Annotated in this window: 21 protein-coding genes; 15 read left to right on the top strand and 6 right to left on the bottom strand. The window is 30.0% G+C overall.

Annotation, left to right across the window (positions count from 1 at the left end; translation table 11 throughout):
* The first annotated feature begins 43 nt into the window (after positions 1-43).
* From CARM_RS08085 to CARM_RS08075, 4 genes are read left to right on the top strand one after another with little or no spacing between them, the layout of a single operon-like run.
* The gene (locus CARM_RS08085; RefSeq protein WP_139427062.1) at positions 44-577 is read left to right on the top strand and encodes a phosphorylase family protein; all 534 of its coding nucleotides are present in this window, start codon (positions 44-46) and stop codon (positions 575-577) included.
* 8 nt (positions 578-585) lie between these two features.
* Positions 586-1,656: a dual-specificity RNA methyltransferase RlmN gene (rlmN, locus tag CARM_RS08080; RefSeq protein WP_139427061.1), complete on the top strand. Its 1,071-nt coding sequence runs from the start codon at positions 586-588 to the stop codon at positions 1,654-1,656.
* Positions 1,653-1,763 (top strand): hypothetical protein, encoded by a 111-nt coding sequence (locus CARM_RS08480; RefSeq protein ID WP_087699086.1) that lies wholly within the window; start codon positions 1,653-1,655, stop codon positions 1,761-1,763. Before rlmN ends, CARM_RS08480 begins: the two co-directional genes overlap by 4 nt.
* Positions 1,753-2,772, top strand: a complete 1,020-nt coding sequence (locus CARM_RS08075) for a radical SAM protein (protein ID WP_139427059.1) — start codon at positions 1,753-1,755, stop codon at positions 2,770-2,772. Before CARM_RS08480 ends, CARM_RS08075 begins: the two co-directional genes overlap by 11 nt.
* Here the strand turns inward: CARM_RS08075 and CARM_RS08070 are convergent.
* Positions 2,769-3,719: a glycosyltransferase family 9 protein gene (locus tag CARM_RS08070; RefSeq protein WP_139427056.1), complete on the bottom strand. Its 951-nt coding sequence runs from the start codon at positions 3,717-3,719 to the stop codon at positions 2,769-2,771. The two genes, CARM_RS08075 and CARM_RS08070, sit on opposite strands and share 4 nt — an antisense overlap.
* 77 nt (positions 3,720-3,796) lie before the next feature.
* The gene (locus tag CARM_RS08065) at positions 3,797-4,726 is read right to left on the bottom strand and encodes an RluA family pseudouridine synthase (protein ID WP_139427054.1); all 930 of its coding nucleotides are present in this window, start codon (positions 4,724-4,726) and stop codon (positions 3,797-3,799) included.
* Between the two features lie 79 nt (positions 4,727-4,805).
* Here CARM_RS08065 and purB point away from each other — a divergent pair, with 79 nt between their 5' ends.
* The 7 genes from purB (at position 4,806) to CARM_RS08030 (ending at position 14,888) form a co-directional block, all read left to right on the top strand.
* Complete coding sequence (gene purB, locus CARM_RS08060; RefSeq protein ID WP_139427052.1) at positions 4,806-6,134, top strand: adenylosuccinate lyase; 1,329 nt, start codon at positions 4,806-4,808, stop codon at positions 6,132-6,134.
* 13 nt (positions 6,135-6,147) lie between these two features.
* Positions 6,148-8,523, top strand: a complete 2,376-nt coding sequence (locus CARM_RS08055; RefSeq protein WP_139427050.1) for a ribonucleoside-diphosphate reductase subunit alpha — start codon at positions 6,148-6,150, stop codon at positions 8,521-8,523.
* 15 nt (positions 8,524-8,538) lie between these two features.
* Positions 8,539-10,524: an OPT family oligopeptide transporter gene (locus tag CARM_RS08050; RefSeq protein ID WP_139427049.1), complete on the top strand. Its 1,986-nt coding sequence runs from the start codon at positions 8,539-8,541 to the stop codon at positions 10,522-10,524.
* Positions 10,521-11,327 (top strand): undecaprenyl-diphosphate phosphatase, encoded by an 807-nt coding sequence (locus CARM_RS08045; RefSeq protein ID WP_139427047.1) that lies wholly within the window; start codon positions 10,521-10,523, stop codon positions 11,325-11,327. The genes CARM_RS08050 and CARM_RS08045 overlap by 4 nt, the downstream gene beginning before the upstream one ends.
* Positions 11,328-11,432: 105 nt before the next feature.
* On the top strand, positions 11,433-13,244 hold the full coding sequence (gene thrS / locus CARM_RS08040) for a threonine--tRNA ligase (protein ID WP_139427045.1): 1,812 nt from the start codon (positions 11,433-11,435) through the stop codon (positions 13,242-13,244).
* On the top strand, positions 13,241-13,762 hold the full coding sequence (infC, locus tag CARM_RS08035) for a translation initiation factor IF-3 (RefSeq protein ID WP_139427043.1): 522 nt from the start codon (positions 13,241-13,243) through the stop codon (positions 13,760-13,762). Before thrS ends, infC begins: the two co-directional genes overlap by 4 nt.
* A gap of 37 nt (positions 13,763-13,799) precedes the next feature.
* The gene (locus CARM_RS08030; protein WP_139427079.1) at positions 13,800-14,888 is read left to right on the top strand and encodes a DNA adenine methylase; all 1,089 of its coding nucleotides are present in this window, start codon (positions 13,800-13,802) and stop codon (positions 14,886-14,888) included.
* A 277-nt stretch (positions 14,889-15,165) separates the two neighbouring features.
* Here CARM_RS08030 and CARM_RS08025 read toward each other — a convergent pair whose 3' ends face one another.
* The gene (locus CARM_RS08025) at positions 15,166-15,777 is read right to left on the bottom strand and encodes a hypothetical protein (RefSeq protein WP_139427041.1); all 612 of its coding nucleotides are present in this window, start codon (positions 15,775-15,777) and stop codon (positions 15,166-15,168) included.
* A gap of 155 nt (positions 15,778-15,932) precedes the next feature.
* Between CARM_RS08025 and rpmI the strand changes: the two genes are divergently transcribed.
* The 3 genes from rpmI to CARM_RS08010 all read left to right on the top strand — a co-directional run bounded on the left by rpmI (position 15,933) and on the right by CARM_RS08010 (position 17,462).
* A complete protein-coding gene (rpmI, locus tag CARM_RS08020) occupies positions 15,933-16,124 on the top strand; it encodes a 50S ribosomal protein L35 (RefSeq protein WP_012660788.1) in 192 nt (63 codons plus the stop codon).
* Positions 16,125-16,222: 98 nt separating this feature from the next.
* Positions 16,223-16,576 carry a 50S ribosomal protein L20 gene (gene rplT, locus CARM_RS08015; protein ID WP_139427039.1) on the top strand — a complete coding sequence of 118 codons (354 nt, stop codon included), beginning with the start codon at positions 16,223-16,225 and terminating at the stop codon, positions 16,574-16,576.
* Positions 16,554-17,462, top strand: a complete 909-nt coding sequence (locus CARM_RS08010) for a DNA ligase (RefSeq protein ID WP_236633253.1) — start codon at positions 16,554-16,556, stop codon at positions 17,460-17,462. Before rplT ends, CARM_RS08010 begins: the two co-directional genes overlap by 23 nt.
* A gap of 8 nt (positions 17,463-17,470) precedes the next feature.
* Here CARM_RS08010 and CARM_RS08005 read toward each other — a convergent pair whose 3' ends face one another.
* From CARM_RS08005 to CARM_RS07995, 3 genes are read right to left on the bottom strand one after another with little or no spacing between them, the layout of a single operon-like run.
* Positions 17,471-18,280, bottom strand: a complete 810-nt coding sequence (locus tag CARM_RS08005) for a metal ABC transporter permease (RefSeq protein ID WP_139427036.1) — start codon at positions 18,278-18,280, stop codon at positions 17,471-17,473.
* Positions 18,273-19,022, bottom strand: a complete 750-nt coding sequence (locus CARM_RS08000) for a metal ABC transporter ATP-binding protein (protein ID WP_139427034.1) — start codon at positions 19,020-19,022, stop codon at positions 18,273-18,275. Before CARM_RS08000 ends, CARM_RS08005 begins: the two co-directional genes overlap by 8 nt.
* On the bottom strand, positions 19,019-19,855 hold the full coding sequence (locus CARM_RS07995) for a metal ABC transporter solute-binding protein, Zn/Mn family (protein ID WP_139427032.1): 837 nt from the start codon (positions 19,853-19,855) through the stop codon (positions 19,019-19,021). The genes CARM_RS08000 and CARM_RS07995 overlap by 4 nt, the downstream gene beginning before the upstream one ends.
* Before the next feature lie 56 nt (positions 19,856-19,911).
* Between CARM_RS07995 and CARM_RS07990 the strand changes: the two genes are divergently transcribed.
* Positions 19,912-20,610, top strand: a complete 699-nt coding sequence (locus tag CARM_RS07990; RefSeq protein ID WP_139427029.1) for a class I SAM-dependent methyltransferase — start codon at positions 19,912-19,914, stop codon at positions 20,608-20,610.
* Positions 20,611-20,612 lie beyond the last annotated feature (2 nt).

Below are 20,612 nucleotides of genomic sequence, written 5' to 3'. Positions count from 1 at the left end.
CTAATTAGATAAAATTTGAATTATTTTTTATAAAGGTTGATTTTTGAAAAATCTAATAGTGTGTGCAGGAGGAAATGAGGAATTTAAATTTGCACAAAGTATAGGTATAGGTTTGGTTAATTCTGCTTTTTCTCTAGGTAAAATTTTAAGTCAAGTAAAAGTGGATAAAGTGATCTTTATAGGTACATGTGGAATTTATCAAGAAGGAAAAATTTTAGATATTTATGAGAGTTCTAATGCGGCAAATTTAGAATACGCAGTTTTATCTAATAGTTTTTATACACCTATAGCAAATGAAGTTAGATTAAATGTTTCACATGAAACTATGGTTAATTCTTCAAATTATATTTGTAAAGATGAAAATATTGCTAAAGAATTTTTTAAAAAAGGTATGCATATAGAAAATATGGAAGCATATGCGGTGCTTTCTTGTGCCAAAATGCAAGGGATAGAAGGAATTTGTTATTTATGTGCGACAAATTTTTGTAATGAATCTGCACATGAGAATTTTTTAAAAAACCACCAAAAAGCAAAAGAATTATTAAAAGATTTTTTGTTAGATAAAAAACTTATATAGGAAAAAAATTGAGTGAATTAAAAAATATATTAGATTTTACTAAGGAAGAGTTAGAAAATTTAGTCCAACCAAAATTCAGAGCAAAACAAATTTTTGAATGGGTATATAAAAAATATGTAGATGATTTTTTGCAAATGTCATCTTTGCCAAAAGATTTTAGAGTATATTTACAAGAAAATTTTCATTTTTCACCTTTAAAATGTGTTAAAGATGAAAAAAGCAAAGATGGGAGCATTAAATATCTTTTTGAGCTTTTAGATGGTAAAAAAATCGAAGCCGTTTTGCTTCCTATGAAAGAAGAGCTTATGGATGAAAATGGTAAAATCATTAAACATGCAAGATATACCATTTGTGTTTCTTCTCAAGTAGGGTGTAAAAGCGGGTGTAGTTTTTGTCTTACTGCTAAAGGTGGCTTAAAAAGAAATTTGACTGCAGGGGAGATAGTAGGGCAAATTTTATGGATCAAAAAGCACAATAACATACCTTACGAAAGAAGGGTTAATATAGTTTATATGGGTATGGGTGAGCCTTTAGATAATCTTAAAAATGTTTCTAAGGCAATTAAAATTTTAGCTGATAATGATGCTTTGGCGATAAGCCCTAGAAGACAAACTATAAGCACAAGTGGTTTGGCAAAACAGATTAAAGAGCTTGGAGAAATGAATTTAGGTGTGCTTTTAGCTATTTCGCTCCATGCTGTAAATGATGAGCTTAGAAGTGAATTAATGCCTATTAATAAAGCTTATAATATAGCAAGCATTATGGAAGCAGTGAGAAATTTTCCTATAGATCAGCGTAAAAGAGTGATGTTTGAATACCTTTTAATCGATGGAGTAAATGATAAAATAGAACATGCAAAAGAACTAGTCAAGCTTTTAAATGGTATAAAAGCTAAAGTAAATTTAATACTTTTTAATCCACATGAGGGAAGTTTATATAAAAGACCAAGTGTTGAAGCAGCGATTAAATTTCAAGATTATTTAAGTGCCAAGGGCGTTACTTGCACGATAAGAGAAAGCAAAGGACTTGATATTTCAGCAGCATGCGGACAGCTTAAGGAAAGGCAGAGCAAACAATGACTTTTTTAGATATAGCCCAACTTATTTTTATAAGCATAGTGGTGATTATAGGACTTGGTGGGATTATTTATGTGTTAAAAAATGAAGGGAAAAATAATGATAGATAAAAAACAATTATTAGAAAATCAATTATTTCAAAATAGATATATAAAGCAAAATATTTCTTGGTATTTTTCTCATTTAAATGGTAAAAGAGGGATTGCTAGAATTTTTAAAGTTCCTTATGCTGCTTTGATGAAAAAATTTTACTTGAAAAAATACTTTGAAAAAAGGGTTTTAGAAGGCAAGGTGGATATTCCTTATTTAGAATTAGTTTTAACTACAAGATGCACTTTGCGCTGTGAATCTTGTAATAATTTGATGCAGTATTTTTCACCATCAAATCAATATACTTGTACTTTAGAGGGTATTATAGAATCATTAGAACTACTTTTATCTAAGGTAGATTCTATCGCAAGGATTAGAATCATAGGTGGAGAGCCTTTGTTATTTAAGGATTTGCCACAATTGATTGATTATTTAGATGCTCAAAAGAAAATACTAACTTTTTCTTTGGTTACTAATGCAACTATTGATTTTAAAGATGAATTGGTGAAAAAGTTAAAAAATTCTAATAAAGTTAGAAAAATTACAATTTCAGATTATAAAAGATCGCCAAATTTAAAAATTCCGCTAAAACAAGAAAGTATTTTAAGAAAATTAAGAGAAAATAAAATTCCATTTTCTATGGACTCTAGTGGTGAAAATTCTACTTGGAGTGATCCTGAAAAAATTTACAAACGCGGTAGAAGTAAAGAAGATATAATCAAAAATTATTATAATTGTCAAATGTCATGTGTGAGTTTGATGACATCTGAGGGCTTAGAAAATAAACAATTAGCACCTAAAGGAGCTGTTTTTGTTTGTCCTATATCAAGTTCTTTATCACGCTTAAAAGGACTTGAAGAATTTGATGGTGATTTTTTAAATTTAGAGAATCCTAAAGAAAAAATTTTTGAATTTTATTCTCAAGATTTTTATAAATCTTGCGATTATTGTAGAGATTTTAGCCAACCTATCAAAAAAATTCCAATTGCAATTCAAACTGATAAAGTTTTAAAATTACAAAAAGATTAAAGATATTTTTTTAATCTTTTTGTAATATTTTCAATAAACTCTTGTTTTTCATCTTCTCTTAAATTATTTTGAGTTTTTGTTATGATTATATAGTCCTTATTGTATGTAGGCCAAAATATTTCATCTTTTGGTGGATAAAGTGCAATGCTAGGAATCTTTAAATTTGTAGCGATATGAATTGCACCAGTGCTAGGACTAATAATACATTTTGAACGAGATATAAGTTCTGCTAAATTTAAAATATCACTGTTATTTTTAAAAACAATAATTTCTTCAAGTAAATTTTTATCATACTTATGAATTTCATCTATAAAATCATCATGTACTAGTTCATAAGTAGGTATAACAATACTAATATTTTGATAATTTTTCTTGATATTTTTAGCTAATTTTAAAAAAGAAATAATATCTAAAGTATGCTTTGAAGTAATACTAAAAGGATTAAGTATAACAAAATTCTTAATTTCATTTTTTCTTAAAAAATCATTTATTAAAATTTTATGTATCGCATTAGTTTGAATTTGTGTTTTAAATTCTAAATTTTTAATTTTTATATCAAAAATACTAGAATTTATCTTTCTAGCATAATATAGCATTCTATCTCTATCGCTTCTATTTTTAAAAAATCTTTTTGTTATACTTGTAAATATAGTTTTGCATTTAAGGGAAAATATACTAACAAATTTTGCTTTTACAATAATGTATTTTGTATTTGTATTTATTAGAAGTTTAATTAAAAAAGATTTTGCATGAAATGATATTAAATAATCTATTGGATATTTATTTATTTGCGGAATTATATTCTTATCAATTTTATCAATAAGTTCTATGTTGTCAATAAAGTCAAAATTTTTTAAAATATTTTCAGTATTTTTTCTACAAAATACAATTACTTTCGCATGATATATATGTTTTATGGCATATAACATATCTAAACTAACTATCATATCACCTATATTATGTGGACAAAAGTAGCCAATCGAAAGAGTATATTTATCCCCCCCCCTATTATTTAAGTCGCATTTTAGATTATATTTTTTATACATTTTTGATTTCCTATATCTGATATAAAGTCATCTTTTATGTTTTTTTGAGATTGTATCAAAAATTTTTGATTTTTATATGTAAATTCTAAGCTAAAAGAGTGTAAAAGCAATCTTTTAGCACCTGTAATTTGAATTCTTTCAAGCTCACTCATTTTTCCATCAAGTATTTGCTCTATCTGTGTTTTTTCTAAACCATACAAAGGATCGCCCAAAATTTTATGTTTCACATGAAACAAATGTAATCTTATTTGGTGTTGTCTTCCTGTTAGAGGCTTAGCTAAAACTAAGCTAGCATCTAAATTTTCAAAATATTCTAAAGTGTGAAATTGCGTTAAAGCCTCTTTGCCGTTTTCACAAATTTGCATTCTAGTTTTGATTGTATCATAATTTTTAGCTAAATCCATTTTTTTATCTACTGCAAATTCCTTTTTGGTTTTTCCTTTTACTAATGCAATGTATTTTTTTTGTATAAGTCGTTTTTCAAACATAGTTTTAAGTTCAATTTGCGTATTTTTGTGTTTGGCTATGAGTAAAAGTCCGCTTGTTTCTTTATCTAACCTGTGGGCCACACAAGCTTTTTCGCCCCATAAATGCCAAATTTCATCACAAATACTATAAATGCAATTTCGCCCATTAGGATGAGTTAGTATTCCACTTGGTTTTTCTACAACTGCAAAATCATCATTTTCAAAAACTACTTCCAATCCTTTAGGATTGTTTTCATATGTTATTAATTCCACTAGGCCGTTTAAAAATTGATTTTTTTCTTCTACTAGTTTTCCATCGCAGAAAAGGCGTTTTTTGTCAATAATTTTTTGAGCTTGACTCATAGAGATTTTTAATTCGTCCATAAGCAATCTAAAAGCCTTTTTTCCATTATTTGATAGTTTTATTTTTATATAAGGCAAGTTTAATCCTAATGTAAATATTTTTAGATAAAATAAATATTTTTTTATTATATATTATATCCAAAAAAAGGTCTTGATAATGGTTGAAAGATATAGTAGAGAAATTATGGCTAAAAAATGGAATATGCAAGCAAAATATGATGCATGGCTAAAAGTAGAATTAGCTGCTGTGAAAGCATGGAATAAGTTAGGTCTTATTAAAGATGAAGATTGTGAAAAAATTGTAAAAAATGCTAAATTTGATATAGCAAGAATAGATGAGATAGAAAAAACTACTAAGCATGATGTGATAGCTTTTTTAACAAGTGTTAGTGAAAGCTTAGGTGAAGAAAGTCGTTTTGTGCATTATGCAATGACAAGTTCAGATTGTATTGATACTGCAGTTGCTTTGCAGATTAAAGATAGTTTAGAACTAATTTTGCAAGATTTAGATCAAGTTTTGATAGCAATTAAAACAAGAGCTTATGAGCATAAAAACACTTTAATGGTAGGAAGAAGTCATGGAATTCATGGAGAGCCTATAACTTTTGGTTTAGTTTTGGCTATTTGGTATGATTCGCTAGTTCATGCAAAAGATTTAATCACTCATGCAAAAGAAGTAATTAGCTATGGAAAAATCAGCGGTGCTATGGGAAATTTCGCTCATGCGCCACTTGAATTTGAAGAAGAAGTTTGTAAAAACTTAGATCTTAAACCAGCACCAGTTTCAAACCAAGTCATACAAAGAGATCGTTACGCACAAGTTATTTCAGCTTTAGCTATTTTAGCTTCAAGTTGTGAGCAAATTGCTGTTGCGATCCGCCATTTTCAAAGAACAGAGGTGTATGAGGCTGAAGAGTATTTTTCTCAAGGACAAAAAGGAAGCTCAGCTATGCCTCACAAGAGAAATCCTGTTTTGAGTGAAAATATCACAGGGCTTTGTAGAATGATAAGAGCTTATGTAACACCTGCTTTGGAAAATGTAGCTTTATGGCATGAAAGAGATATATCGCATTCTAGTGTAGAAAGATTTGTATTGCCCGATGCTTTTATCACGACTGATTTTATGCTTTCAAGATTATGCGGTGTGATAGAAAAACTTTTGGTATATCCAGAAAATATGATGAAAAATTTAAATTTAACCGGTGGGCTTGTATTTTCCCAAAGAGTGTTGCTTGAGCTTCCATTTAAGGGTATAAGCAGGGAAGAAGCTTACAAGATCGTTCAAAGAAATGCTATGAAAGTTTGGGCTGATTTACAAAATGGCAAACCTGCGTTAAATGAAAAAGGTGAGAGTTTGTTTTTACTAGCTTTATTATCAGATGAGGATTTGAAAAAATCTCTAAGTGAAATAGATATTAGAAATTGCTTTGATTATAACTACTATACAAAAAATGTAGATAAAATTTTTGCAAGAACATTCAAATAATTAGGGGTTGGAAGTGAAAGTATTAAAAAGAAATGGTAGAACTGAAGAGCTGAATATTTCTAAGATTAAAAAATATACCACTGACGCGGTAGCAGATTTAGAAAATGTCAGCCAAAGCGAGCTTGAAGTAGATGCTAAAATTCAATTTCGTGATGGCATAACAACAGAAGAAATCCAACAAACTCTTATAAAAACAGCAGTAGATAAGATAGATATTGATAGACCTAATTGGACCTTTGTTGCTGCTAGATTGTTTTTATATGATTTGTATAAAAAAGTAAGTGGTTATAATGGCTATAAGCATTTAAGAGAATATCTTGAAAAAGGCGAAAAAGAAGGTAGAATTTTAATCGGTTTAAAAGAAAAATATGATTTAGATGATCTTAATGCCTATATAAAACCAGAGCGTGATTTGCAATTTACTTATCTTGGTATAAAAACTTTATATGATAGATATTTGATTAAAGATTCTAAAGGTATACCTATAGAATTACCACAACAAATGTTTATGGCTATTGCGATGTTTTTAGCACAAAATGAGTTGGATTCTCAAACTTGGGCTAAGAAATTTTATGATTTAATCTCAACTTTTGAAGTAATGCTTGCTACCCCAACCCTTTCAAATGCAAGAACTACAAGACACCAATTAAGCTCATGTTATATAGGAAGCACACCTGATAATATAGAAGGGATTTTTGATTCTTATCAAGAAATGGCACTTTTATCTAAATTTGGTGGTGGTATAGGCTGGGACTGGTCTAAGGTGCGTGCTATGGGTGGAAGTATAGATGGACATAAAAACGCAGCAGGTGGGATTATACCTTTCTTAAAAATTACCAATGATATAGCAGTAGCAGTAGATCAACTTGGTACTAGAAAAGGTGCAATTGCTGTTTATATCGAGCCTTGGCATATGGATATAAATGACTTTTTGGATTTGCGTAAAAATTCAGGAGAAGAAAGAAGAAGAGCACATGAGCTTTTCCCTGCATTATGGATAAATGATTTATTTATGAAAAGAGTAAGAGCAAATAGCAAATGGACGCTTTTTGATCCAGCTGATACTTCTAGTTTGTGTGATTTATATGGTGAAGAATTTGAAAGAAAATATGAAGAATTTGAAAAAGATGAAAATATAATCAAAGAAATTGTTGATGCAAAAGAACTTTGGAAAAAAATACTACTTTCTTATTTTGAAACAGGTATGCCATTTTTATGTTTTAAAGATAGTGCTAATAAAACTAATCCAAATTCGCATGTAGGACTTATAAGAAGCTCAAATTTATGTACAGAAATTTTTCAAAATACAGATCCAAATTATTATCAAGTTAAAATAATATTTGATGATAAAACAGAACTTTATTTAGATGAAGATGAAGAACTTACCATAGATGGTGGCTATAAAAAGCTTGCTAAAAAAGTTTCTACTTTAGATAGTATTAATGGTAAAAAAGTTTATATAGTAGAAAAATATAAAAACGAAGGCAAAACAGCAGTTTGTAATTTAGCTAGTATTAATCTAAGCAAAATTAATACAAAAGAAGATATTCAAAGAGTAGTGCCAACAGCAATAAGAATGCTTGATAATGTGATTGATTTAAATTTTTACCCTCATGTCAAAGTTAAAAATACTAATTTAAAATCTCGTGCTATAGGACTTGGTGTAATGGGTGAAGCACAAATGCTAGCTCAGGCTCAAATTTATTGGGGTTCTAATGAACATTTTGAAAAAATAGATCATATTATGGAAATGATTAGTTATGAAGCAATACAGGCTAGTTCAAATTTAGCTTTAGAGAAAGGTTCTTATCCTGATTTTGAAGGATCAAATTGGAGTAAGGGTATAGTACCAATTGATGTGGCAAATGAAAACGCTAAAAAGCTTACCGCAAGTGATGGGTTATTTGATCAAAGTGAGTGTGATTGGGAAAAATTAAGAGAAAAACTAAAAAGAGATGGTATGAGGAATGGTTATTTAATGGCTATAGCACCAACTTCTTCTATTTCTATTTTAGTAGGAACAACTCAAACTATAGAACCAGTTTATAAGAGAAAGTGGTTTGAACAAAATTTAAGTGGTATGATACCAAGTGTTGTGCCAAATTTAAGTGCTGACACTTGGCAATACTACACCCCTGCTTATGAGCTTGATCAAAGGATTTTAGTCAAAGCAGCAGCAATTCGTGGCAAATGGATTGATCAAGGTCAATCTTTAAATATTTTTGTATCACTTGATAAAGCAAGTGGTGGATATTTAAATGAAATTTATCAACTTGCATGGGAGTTAGGTGTTAAATCAACTTACTATTTAAGAAGTGAAAGTCCAGATAGTCAAAAAGTCAATGATGATATAGTCGATAGAACTATAGAATGTGAAGGTTGCCAATAAAAATGGAGAAACAAAATGCATACAAAAAACTCTTTGCCGGAGCTTACGCTTAGGGGTATAGTACTAGGAAGTATTTTAACGATTATTTTTACCGCCTCAAATGTTTATTTGGGGCTTAAAGTAGGTCTTACTTTTTCTACCTCTATTCCTGCTGTTGTGATTGCAATGGCTGTTTTAAAAATTTTTAAAGACTCTAATATTTTAGAAAATAATATGGTGCAAACTCAAGTTTCAGCAGCAGGCACGCTTTCAGCTGTGATTTTTGTTATACCTGGTCTTTTTATGTGTGGATATTGGTTTGAATTTCCACTATGGCTTACTTTTATGCTTTGTCTTTGTGGTGGTGGTTTAGGTGTGCTTTTTACCATACCTTTGCGTAGAGCTATGGTAGTAGAGAGTAAATTAGCCTATCCTGAAGGAAGGGCTGCTGCTGAAATTTTAAAAGTAGCTAATAAAGATCAAGCTGATAAAAAAGGAAAAGTAGGGCTAAAAGAAATTACCCTTGGTGTTGCACTAGCTTCTATCATAAGTCTTTTTTCAAGTGGTTTTAAACTACTTTCAAGTGGAAGTAGTTTTGCATTCATTTGGCAAAAAATGGCTTTTGGTTTTTCTATGGGATATTCGGTAGCACTTTTGGGTGCAGGATACTTAGTAGGTATAGCCGGAGGTGTTGCATTGCTTGTGGGTATGGTGCTTGCTTGGATGGTTTTTGTACCATATTTTTCTGCTAAAGAAAGTTTTGATGCGAGTTTAAGTGCTCTTGATATAGCCAATCAAATTTGGGCTCAAAAAGTGCGTTTAATAGGAACTGGTGCCATTGCTATAGCAGCATTATGGACTTTAATAGAACTTTCAAAGCCAGTTTATGATGGTATGAAAAATATGCTTAGAAAAACTTCTATGCATATTTCACAAGATCCTAAGGATATGGATTTATCACTAAAAGCTATGCTAGGTTTATTTGTGCTTATGTGTATAGGTTTATTTATCTCATTTTATGTTTTTGTGGCTGATTCAAATTTAGCAAGTGGTTATCAGATTCTTTTTGCTTTAGTGGGAACTTTAGTGGCTATTTTCATAGGCTTTTTTGTAGCTTCTGCTTGTGGCTATATGGCAGGTTTAGTAGGTTCTTCATCATCTCCTATCTCAGGCATAGGACTTATAGGGATTATGATTTCTTCTTTGATTATTTTACTTTTAGGTTATCAAGTAGATTTATTTAGTGATCCTTTGATGTCTAAATTTGCTATTGCTTTTGCTATATTTACTACTAGTGTTATTTTAGCAACTGCTGCTATTTCTAATGATAATTTGCAAGATTTAAAAACGGGTTATTTGGTGGGTGCAACTCCTTGGAAACAACAGGTTTCTTTGATTATAGGTTGTGTATTTGGAGCTTTAGCTATAGCACCTGTGTTAAATTTGTTATATCAAGCTTATGGTTTTGTGGGTGCTTTACCAAGAGAAGGGATGGATGAGGCAAATGCACTTGCTGCGCCACAAGCAAATTTAATGAGTACCATAGCTCAAGGTATTTTTAATGCTAATATTGATTGGAGTTATATTATAGTAGGTGCTTTTGTGGGCGTTGGTATAATCATCATTGATCGTTTATTAAGAAAGAAAAATATGTCTTTACCACCTTTAGCTGTGGGTATAGGTATATATTTACCACCTGCTGTTAATATGCCTTTATTTATAGGTGGGTTATTAGCATATTTAATCAAAAAGCGTTTAGAGCAAAGATATGCTAGAAATGTTCATAAAAAAGAACTCATTCAAGAGCATGAGCAAAAAGGAACCTTGTTTGCCTCTGGTTTGATAGTGGGTGAGAGTATATTTGGGGTATTAATAGCTGGTTTAACCGTGCTTTCTATTAGCAAGGGCGGAGGTGAAGATCCTCTTGCTATAGCAAGTGCATTTAAAGATGATGGAATTATAGGTTTTGTGGTATTTGTAGCAATTATGCTAATTTTTGCAAGAAGAGTGCTTAAAAAATGAATTTAGATTATTATTATGCTTTGATTTTGGGAATTATTGAAGGTTTAACGGAATTTTTACCTATCTCATCAACAGGACATATGATATTAGGGGCTGAAATTTTAGGTTTAAATATAGATGATTTTTGGAGAAGTTTTTTTATCATTATTCAGCTTGGTTCTATACTAGCGGTAATTTTTATTTTCAAAGATAAACTTACTCAAAAATTTGATATTTGGTTAAAACTTGCTATAGGTTTCTTACCTGCAGGCGGAGTAGGTTTTATAGCGTATAAATTTTTAAAAGAGATTTTTAATGGCTATACTGTGGCTACTATGTTAATCATTGGTGGGATTATTTTTATTATTATAGAGTTAAAGCATAGAAAAAAAGATTATGCTATACATTCTTTAGATGAAGTAAGCTATAAACAAGCTTTTTTGATAGGTTTAACTCAAGCTCTTGCTATCATACCAGGAACTTCAAGAAGTGGAGCAAGTATTATAGGGGGATTGTTGCTTGGACTTGATCGTAAAGTGGCTTCTGAATTTTCATTTTTACTTGCAATTCCTACTATGATTATAGCAACAGCTTATAGTATTTATAAAGAGCCGCAAGTTTTAAGCAATATGAATAATTTCATTCCTTTAGCTATAGGTTTTGTAACAGCTTTTGTGGTAGCTTTTGTGGTGATAAAAATATTCTTGAAATTAATTAGTAAGATAAATTTCATACCTTTTGGAATTTATAGGATAATTTTAGGTTTTGTATTTTTATATCTTGTTATGAGTGGAATGTTAGATATATCAAGAACAAGTGTTTGAATATAAAAATATCCTTTATTTAAAAAAAGTTTAAGTTTTTCATAGTTAAAATTAGCCTTATATTTTAATTTAAGCTCACAAAGTTAGTGAGTGCTAAGGGTAGAAATGACAAAAGATATAATTGCATATGTAAATAATGAGACTTTAATAGATACTCAAAGTTTCAATAATGATACAAATTTAACTCCTGTTTATTTTGATAACTCTAAACAAAGTTTAGAAGTTATTCGCCATTCTTGTGCCCATTTAATGGCTCAAGCGATTAAGAGTTTGTATCCAGAGGCTAAATTTTTCGTAGGACCTGTGATAGAAGATGGATTTTACTATGATTTTAGGGTTGATAGTAAGATTTCAGAAGAAGATTTAAATAAAATAGAAAAGAAAATGAAAGAACTAGCAGAAGCAAAGCTAGATATTACAAAATACGAACTTTCAAAGACTGAAGTTAAAGAAAAATTTGCTAATGATGATTTAAAACAAGAAGTTTTATTAAGAATTCCTGATGGAAAAGTAAGTATTTATAAGCAAGGTGAATTTGAAGATTTATGCCGTGGACCTCATGTGCCAAATACAAAATATTTAAGATTTTTTAAACTTACTCGTGTAGCTGGAGCGTATTTAGGTGGTGATGAAAAAAGGGAAATGCTCACAAGAATTTATGGTACAGCGTTTGCGGATAAAGAAAGTTTAAATGAATACTTAAAAATCATAGAAGAAGCTAAAAAAAGAGATCATAGAAAACTTGGTAATGAAATGAAGCTTTTTGCTTTTGATGATGAGATAGGTGGAGGGCTTCCTATATGGCTCAGTAATGGCGCAAAACTAAGAAGTAAGTTAGAGCATTTATTATATAAAGCACATAGATTAAGAGGCTATGAGCCTGTGCGTGGGCCTGAGCTTTTAAAAGCTGATGCGTGGAAAATTAGTGGTCATTATGCAAACTATAAAGAAAATATGTATTTTACGCAAATTGATGAGCAAGAATATGGTATTAAGCCGATGAATTGTGTAGGGCATATTAAAATTTATCAAAGTGATGTTAGAAGTTATCGTGATTTGCCTTTGAAATTTTTTGAATATGGCGTGGTGCATCGCCATGAAAAAAGCGGGGTTTTGCACGGACTTTTTAGAGTAAGAGAATTTACTCAAGATGATGCACATATTTTTTGTATGCCAAGTCAAATAAAAGAACAAGTTTTAGAAATTTTAAGCTTTGTTGATACTTTGATGAAAGCTTTTGAGTTTGATTATGAAATGGAAATTTCAACACGTCCAGCAAAAGCAATAGGTGATGATGAGATTTGGGATATAGCTATAAAGGCTTTAAAAGAGGCTTTAGATGAACAAGGTTTAAAATATGGCATTGATGAGGGTGGTGGAGCTTTTTATGGCCCAAAAATCGATATAAAAATTACTGATGCTTTAAAAAGAAAATGGCAGTGTGGAACTATACAAGTAGATTTTAACCTACCAAGTCGTTTTAAACTCGAATACACAGATGCAGACAATGAGAAAAAACAACCTGTAATGCTTCACCGTGCTATTTTAGGTTCTTTTGAAAGATTTATAGGAATTTTAGTAGAACATTGTGCAGGTGAATTACCATTTTTCATAGCTCCAACTCAAGTGGCTATAGTGCCAATTTCGCAAAATCATCATGGTTATGCAAAAGAAATAGCAAGAAAACTTTTGGAGCTTGGCATTGATAGTGAAATTTATAGTAAAAATGAAAGTTTAAATAAAAAAATCCGCACTGCTGAAAAAGCACATGTGCCTATGATACTTGTATTGGGTGATGAAGAAGTGGCAAACAAAAGTGTGGCTTTAAGAGATAGAAGAGCAAAAGAACAAAAAACATTAACTTTAGATGAATTTATAACCATAACAAAGGAGAAATTAAGTGAGGTACGCTTTTGAGTAAAGAAAAAGAAGTATTGCTAAATGAAGAAATTCAAGCAGATGAGATTAGATGTATAGGTGATGATGGCAAGGTTTATGGCATTATTAGTAGTGATGAAGCGCTAGATATAGCAAATAGATTAGGACTTGATTTGGTGATGATAGCTCCTGAAGCCAAACCACCTGTATGCAAGATAATGGATTATGGAAAATTCCGTTATCAGCAAGAAAAGAAACAAAAAGAAGCAAAGAAAAAACAAAAAGTGATTGATATAAAAGAAATCAAGCTTTCTGTGAAAATTGCTCAAAATGATATTAACTATAAAGTTAAACATGCAAGTGAGTTTTTAGAACAAGGTAAACATGTAAAATTTAGAGTGTTTTTAAAAGGTCGTGAAATGGGCTCTCCTGAAGCTGGAACGGCTTTGCTTGAAAAAATTTGGCAAATGGTAGAAGACATAGCAGATAGAGATAAAGAGCCTTTGCTTGAAGGACGCTATGTAAATATGCTAGTAACTCCTAAAAAGAAAAAATAATCACGAGCCTTTTTAAGGCTTGTATTTTAAACTTATGATAGAAGAAAATCCATATTTTTTAAAAGAGCAAATCATAACTTATCTTGGTAATAAAAGATCTTTGCTTGAGTTTTTAAACCAAGGCTTTAAATTCGCACAAAATGAGCTTAAAAAAGACAAATTTAGTTTTTGTGATGTATTTAGTGGCTCTGGAGTAGTTTCGCGTTTTGTAAAGCCTTATGCGAGTTTTATCATGGCAAATGATTTGGAAGATTATTCTAAAATTATTAATGAGTGTTATTTGAGTAATCAAAACGAGCAATTTTTACAAGAATTACAAAAATACTATGATTTTTTAATTTCTGATTTAAAACTCAAAAAAGGCTTTATTAGCAAGCTCTATGCTCCTAATGATGATGAGAGCATTAAAAAAGAAGAAAGGGTATTTTATACACTTAAAAATGCGATGTATTTAGATACCATGAGACAAAATATCTCAAAATTACCTTGTGATATGCAAAAATATTTTATCGCACCACTCATTTATGAAGCAAGCGTGCATGCAAATACTAGTGGAGTTTTTAAAGGTTTTTATAAAGATAAAAACGGAGTGGGAAAATTTGGAGGAAATGGGGCAAATGCGCTTAGTCGTATAAAAGGTGATATAGCTTTGAAAATGCCTGTTTTTTCAAATTTTACTTGTGAGTATGAAGTTTTTCAAAAAGACGCAAATATTTTAGCTAAAGAGCTTGATAGCTTTGATGTAGCGTATTTAGACCCACCGTATAACCAACACCCTTACGGCTCAAATTATTTTATGTTAAATTTGATTGCTAATTATAAAAAACCAAAAGAAATTTCAAAAATTTCTGGCATACCAAAAGACTGGAACCGCAGTGCTTTTAATAAAGAAAAAAAAGCTGAAGAAGCTTTATTTGATTTAATAAATGATTTAAAAGCTAAGATTATTTTGCTTTCTTATAATTGCGAGGGTTTTGTAAAAAAAGAAAATTTCACAAAAAGACTTCAAAGTCTTGGAGAATGCTTTGTGCTTGAACAAAAATACAATACTTTTAGAGCTAGTAGAAACCTCTCTAAACGCTCCATGCATATACAAGAGCAACTTTATGTGTTAAAAAAATACTAATTTTGTATGAATGGTTTTGTATAATTTTTTGCTTGAATAATTTGCATATTAAGGTATTTAAATTTTAATTTTATATATTTTTGCAAAAGATTGTATTTGTTGGTACTGATATAAATTTCCATCTAAATCTTTTTAAAAGAATTATTTTATTTATTGATTTTTGACTTTACTTTAGCAAAGGCAATTTGACCTTTATCAAGTAAAATTTACAAATGCTCCTTGATGATATTATTGATAGCAAAGGTTATAGAGGATAAAATACTACATGTTTGTTTCTTTAATCGGTTGTTTTTAAATTCGATAAAAGCTTTTCAATCTCATAAAAGTTTTTATTTATAAATCTATTTAATTCTCTAGGTGCAAGCTCTTCTTTGTCTGTTTTAATATCTATAGCAACTTTTTCATCAATCATTATGAAAATTTTAATGATTTTTATAAAAGTATCAAAAAAGTGTAACAATAAATCAATGTTATTTTCGTTTTTCTCAAAGCACTTTTCTGCTTCCATATGTATAAAGTCTTTATCAATTTCATTAAAAGCAAGTTCTGCTTTTTCACTGGCTTTTGAGATATTTTCACTAAATTTACTAATCATCTGGCTATCTAGTATTTTTTCTATTCTAAAAAATAAGTTGTTTAAATTTTTATTTTCTACAAATACATAACATTTATCAAAAACCATGTTGGCTGTATGCACTATGGAGCTAATGTTATTTAGCATTCCATCACCTTGAACTATAGTTTTTCGCAATGTTTTTAGTTTATCTTGAAAAATTTCTTTATTTTTGCTTTTTTTAATATCTTCATTTATTTCTTTTAAAATAACAATATAATCGCGTATATTGCAAATAGTTTTTTTATTTAGTTCTGTGAAATCTAAATTTATCATCAATCTTTTCTCATTCGTAAAAATAAACAAAAATTATAACCCTTACATCTTTTTATTGTCAAGATTTAATTTGCCTATAAATTTAATTTTTCTAAAGCATAGTTATAGTAAAATGATAGCTTTCTTTTATGAAAAAATTTATCCAAAGGATACACATGCCAAAAATGAAAAGCGTTAAAAGTGCTGTTAAACGCTTCAAAGTAGGTAAAAACAAAATCAAAAGAGGTTCAGCTTTTAGAAGCCATATTTTGACTAAAAAACCTGCTAAGAGAATGCGTGATCTTCGCACTTCTAAGTATGTTCATTCGACCAATGTTAAAGCGGTTGAAAAAATGTTAGGAATTTAAGCTTACTTAAATTTAGTTTTTGACAAAAGTCATTCAAACTCCCCTTATTTTAAAGGGCAAGATTCGTTTAACGAACGCCAATTTGTGAAAGGATAAATATGGCAAGAGTAAAAACAGGTGTTGTAAGACGCCGCAGACATAAAAAAGTTTTAAAACTTGCACGCGGTTTTTATAGTGGTCGCCGCAAACACTTTAGAAAAGCTAAAGAACAATTAGAAAGAAGTTTGGTTTATGCGTATCGTGACAGACGCCGTAAAAAACGCGATTTTCGTCGTCTTTGGATAGTGCGTATCAATGCAGCTTGCAGACTAAATGATATTAGTTATTCAAGATTTATAAATGGTCTTAAAAAAGCAGGCATTGAGCTTGATAGAAAAATTTTAGCTGATTTAGCTATGAATGACGCAACTGCTTTTGCTAAAATTGCAGATGCTGCTAAAAAAGCACTTTAGTCTTATAGCAAGGCTTTTTATAAGCCTTGTTCTTCTTTACTTGCTCCCTTTAAATTCTCTTTTTGCAAAAGATATTTTACTTTTTAAAATTTATGATGAAAATATATTTAAAGATAGAAATTTAAGTCAGTATGTAATGAGTGAAAAACTCGATGGTATAAGAGGTATTTGGGATGGTAAAGCTATGCAAACAAGAGCAAAAAATCCTATAAAACTTCCTAAATTTTTTACAAAAAATTTTCCAAATTTTGAACTCGATGGTGAGCTTTGGATTAAAAGAAATTCTTTTGAAGAAATCTCATCTTTGATTCGCCAAGAAAATCCTGATGAAAAACTTTGGCAAAAAGTAAGTTATAATGTCTTTGATGTGCCAAATGCTTGTGAAGAATTTAAGCTTAATCCTTGCACTTTAGAAGCAAGATTAGAAATTTTAAAAGAGTATTTAGTAAAAAATCCAAATGATTTTATAAAAATAATCCCTCAAATTCCTATAAAAGATAAAAAACATCTAGAGCAATTTTATCAGGATATTATTTCCAATAAAGGCGAGGGTGTGATTATAAGAAAAAATGATATAGAGTATGAGAGAAAAAGATCAGATAGTGCTTTTAAACTAAAACCTTTTGATGATGCAGAATGTGTGGTAAAAAAACTTTTTGAAGGTAAAGGTAAATTTGAAGGCAAAATGGGCTCCTTGCTTTGTGAAGCTAATATCCAAGGTAAAAAAGTAAGTTTTAAAATAGGTTCAGGTTTTAAAGAAAAAGATCGCTTAAACCCTCCGCCAATTGGTGCTATAATTACATTTAAATACAATGGTTTAACCAAAAATGGCAAACCAAAATTTGCTAGCTTTTTAAGAATGTATGAAAATAGCACTTTGCAATAAATCAATTTTCAACTTTTCTTTGAAAAAGTGCTAAAGCAAAGATAAAACACAAAAGCTACACAAGCACTTGCTATGATACAAGCTCCACTTGCAAGATTATAATAAAAACTCACAAAAAGCCCTATTAGACAAAAACTTATACTCAAAAGCGTAGAAATAATCATCATTTGACCTAGCTTTTTAGAAAAACTCTCAGCAATAAATGCAGGTATGCTAAGCAAGGCTATCACAAGTACAAGTCCTACTACTTTGATACTTATAACGATACAAAAAGCCATCATTGCGATTAAAAGATAATGAAAAAGATTGGTTTTAACCCCTCTTAAGCTTGCAAATTCTTTATCAAAACTTAGAATTTCAAATTGACGATAAAAAAGTAATACCAAAACGATAAAAACTACATCAATTATTGCAAATAAAACTATATCTTGTGTAGGTACAGATAAAATACTACCAAATAAATATCCCATTAAATCATTATTATACCCAGGACTTAAGTCTATGAGTATGATACCAACAGCCATTCCAAAAGCCCATATAACCCCGACTATATTATCACTTCTAAAAGGGTATTTTTGCACTAAAAATGCTACAAGCAAGGCTAAAAAAAGCGTAAATAAACTTGTACTAACTAATACTGGCAAGCCAAAATAAAATGCTATACCAATGCCTCCAAAAGCCCCATGCGTAATGCCTCCTGCCATAGAGCTTAAGCGGTTAATCATAATCAAAGTCCCCATAATCCCACATGCAATGCTAGTTAAAAAAGCAGCCAAAAAAGCATTTTGTATAAAAGAGCTAGATAAAAGTTCAAGCATGATTTTCTCCTTTACAGCAACACTGCTCCAAACTAAGCTCAACATCGCAAAAATGTGTGTGATTTTGGCTTAAATGCGCTAGTAAATGTGCCTTTTTTTCAGGGGTGTTTTCATGCAAGAATAATTCTTTGTTTAAATATGCTATTTTATTTGCATAAGCTAAGCTTACATTTAAATCATGGCATATTACTATCACGCCAACCCCACTTTCATGTAATTTTTTCAAAAGCTCAAAAATTTGTACCGAGCCTTTGGTATCTATGCTTGCAGTAGGTTCATCAAGAATTAAAAGCTTGCATTCACTTGCTAGAGCTCTTGCTATATAAACTCTTTGTCTTTGACCCCCACTTAGTTCGTTGATTTTTTTATCCCAAAAATTTCTCATACCCACTTTTTCTAAGGCTAGTAAGGCTTGTTCTTGATCTTTTTTGGTATAAAAACCAAAGAATTTTTTATCTACTCTTCCCATCATAACCACTTCTAACACGCGCACTGGAAAGTTAGGATTAGCTAAAGTGTTTTGTGGGACATAACCTATATCTTTTAAATTCAATCCTTTAAAATTTATACATTTTTGACTATTTAGTAGGCCTAGTATGAGTTTTAAAAGAGTAGATTTTCCACCACCATTTGGTCCTACTATAGCTAAAAAATCTTTACTTTCATAGTTTAGGTTGATATTTTTTAACACCTCATCTTGATTATAGGAAAAGTTTAAATTTTTAATATTGATTTTTATCATTGTAAAGCACTTGCTATGTTTTTTGCATCTTTTAAAAGCTCATTTTTATAATCATTTGGCAAATGATCAAGCTCTATGATTTTAAGATTATAATTGCTTGCCATAGCTTTGATAGTGTTATTATTAGCCCCTTTTGGTATAAAAATAGCTTTAATTTGCTCTTTTTGTATAAGTTTTGTAAGTTTAGCTAAGTCTTTTGGTTTAGGTTCTTTTCCTTCTATTTCAACAGGAATTTGACTTAGATGGTACCTTTTAGCAAAATATCCCCAAGATGGATGATAGACTAAAAAATACTTATTTTTTACATTCTTAAATAAAGCTTGTATTTGTAAATTTAGCTCATCAAGTTCTTTTAAAAAAATTTCTAAATTTTTTTCGTAAAATGCTTTATTTTGTGGGTATTGTTCTATAAGTGCTAAAGTGATATTTTCAGCATGAGTTTTTGCTAAAAGTGGATCAAGCCATGTGTGAGGATCATTTCCATGGTGATGGTGTCCTTCATGTGTATGCTCTTGCAAAGGTAAAAAATTAATACCATTTTGAGTAGAGATGATTTTGGTATTTTTGAGATTATCTTTAAGTTTTAAAATCCAAATTTTTTCAAATTCTAAATTTGCTGTGAAGTAAATATCACTTTTTTCAAGCTTTAAAATACCGCTTGGTTTAAATTCGAAAGTATGCTCATTTGCATTAGGCGGTATGACTATGTTAATATCTAGAGTGTCTTTAGCAATTTGCTTTAGAAAATAAGCTTGCGGGGCTATACTAACGCTTACTAAATTTTTAGCATATATACTTAAAAATGAAATCAAACACAAAAACAATACACGCATAATTTTCCTTTATAAAAATAAATATTATACTATATTAGAAAAAATAAGGAGCGAAGATGAATTTATGGAATAAAAAAGCAAAAAGCTATGCAAGATATAATCCTAGCTTAAACGAAATTCAAAAAGCTACTTTTGCAAAGCTTGGATCTTTGCAAGGACAAAGCATAGTAGATATAGGCTGTGGAACTGGGGTTTGGACTTTGCATTTAGCACAAAAAGCAAAAAGTGTTTTGGGTATAGATAGTTCTAGCGCTATGCTTGAAATTTTACAAGAAGATGCAAAAACTCATGCTATATCAAATGTAAAAACCTTAAATTTAGACTTTGAAAGCTTTTATAAAAACAATAATACAAAATTTGATTTAGCCTTTTTAAGTATGTCCCCTGCTTTACAAAATGAAAAAGACTATAAGGCTTTTTTAAGCTTAGCTTCTAAAAAAGTGTATTTAGGTTGGGCAAGTAGGCGTAAAAGTAGCTTTTTAGATCCTATATTTGAGCATTTTAACACGCATTTTAAAGGCTTTTATGAAGAGGATTTACAAGGCTTTTTAAATGTGCAAAATATCTCTTATGAGAGTGAAATTTTTAATGAAACTAGAGTGGTAAAAAGAGACAAACAAAGCGCGATAGAAAATGCTTTGTGGCATTTAAATATGAATGGCATTAATGCAAACAAACAAGAGCTAGAAAGCTTTGTAAAAGATGAGGTAGAAGAGATTATAGAAGCTAAGATAAAACTTTTAATCATTAGCTAGTT

The sequence above is a fragment of the Campylobacter armoricus genome, from assembly GCF_013372105.1.
GTDB classification, from domain to species: Bacteria; Campylobacterota; Campylobacteria; order Campylobacterales; family Campylobacteraceae; genus Campylobacter_D; species Campylobacter_D armoricus.
This window is presented reverse-complemented; position numbering and strand designations above follow the sequence as displayed.

Bases quoted from the DNA above. Each gene is read 5' to 3' on its own strand.
- CARM_RS08480 (WP_087699086.1), top strand. From the start codon at position 1,653: ATGACTTTTTTAGATATAGCCCAACTTATTTTTATAAGCATAGTGGTG.
- CARM_RS08075 (WP_139427059.1), top strand. From the start codon at position 1,753: ATGATAGATAAAAAACAATTATTAGAAAATCAATTATTTCAAAATAGA.
- CARM_RS08070 (WP_139427056.1), bottom strand. From the start codon at position 3,719: ATGATAGTTAGTTTAGATATGTTATATGCCATAAAACATATATATCAT.
- purB (WP_139427052.1), top strand. From the start codon at position 4,806: ATGGTTGAAAGATATAGTAGAGAAATTATGGCTAAAAAATGGAATATG.
- CARM_RS08050 (WP_139427049.1), top strand. From the start codon at position 8,539: ATGCATACAAAAAACTCTTTGCCGGAGCTTACGCTTAGGGGTATAGTA.
- CARM_RS08045 (WP_139427047.1), top strand. From the start codon at position 10,521: ATGAATTTAGATTATTATTATGCTTTGATTTTGGGAATTATTGAAGGT.
- thrS (WP_139427045.1), top strand. From the start codon at position 11,433: ATGACAAAAGATATAATTGCATATGTAAATAATGAGACTTTAATAGAT.
- CARM_RS08025 (WP_139427041.1), bottom strand. From the start codon at position 15,777: ATGATAAATTTAGATTTCACAGAACTAAATAAAAAAACTATTTGCAAT.
- rpmI (WP_012660788.1), top strand. From the start codon at position 15,933: ATGCCAAAAATGAAAAGCGTTAAAAGTGCTGTTAAACGCTTCAAAGTA.
- rplT (WP_139427039.1), top strand. From the start codon at position 16,223: ATGGCAAGAGTAAAAACAGGTGTTGTAAGACGCCGCAGACATAAAAAA.
- CARM_RS08010 (WP_236633253.1), top strand. From the start codon at position 16,554: ATGCTGCTAAAAAAGCACTTTAGTCTTATAGCAAGGCTTTTTATAAGC.
- CARM_RS08005 (WP_139427036.1), bottom strand. From the start codon at position 18,280: ATGCTTGAACTTTTATCTAGCTCTTTTATACAAAATGCTTTTTTGGCT.
- CARM_RS08000 (WP_139427034.1), bottom strand. From the start codon at position 19,022: ATGATAAAAATCAATATTAAAAATTTAAACTTTTCCTATAATCAAGAT.
- CARM_RS07995 (WP_139427032.1), bottom strand. From the start codon at position 19,855: ATGCGTGTATTGTTTTTGTGTTTGATTTCATTTTTAAGTATATATGCT.
- CARM_RS07990 (WP_139427029.1), top strand. From the start codon at position 19,912: ATGAATTTATGGAATAAAAAAGCAAAAAGCTATGCAAGATATAATCCT.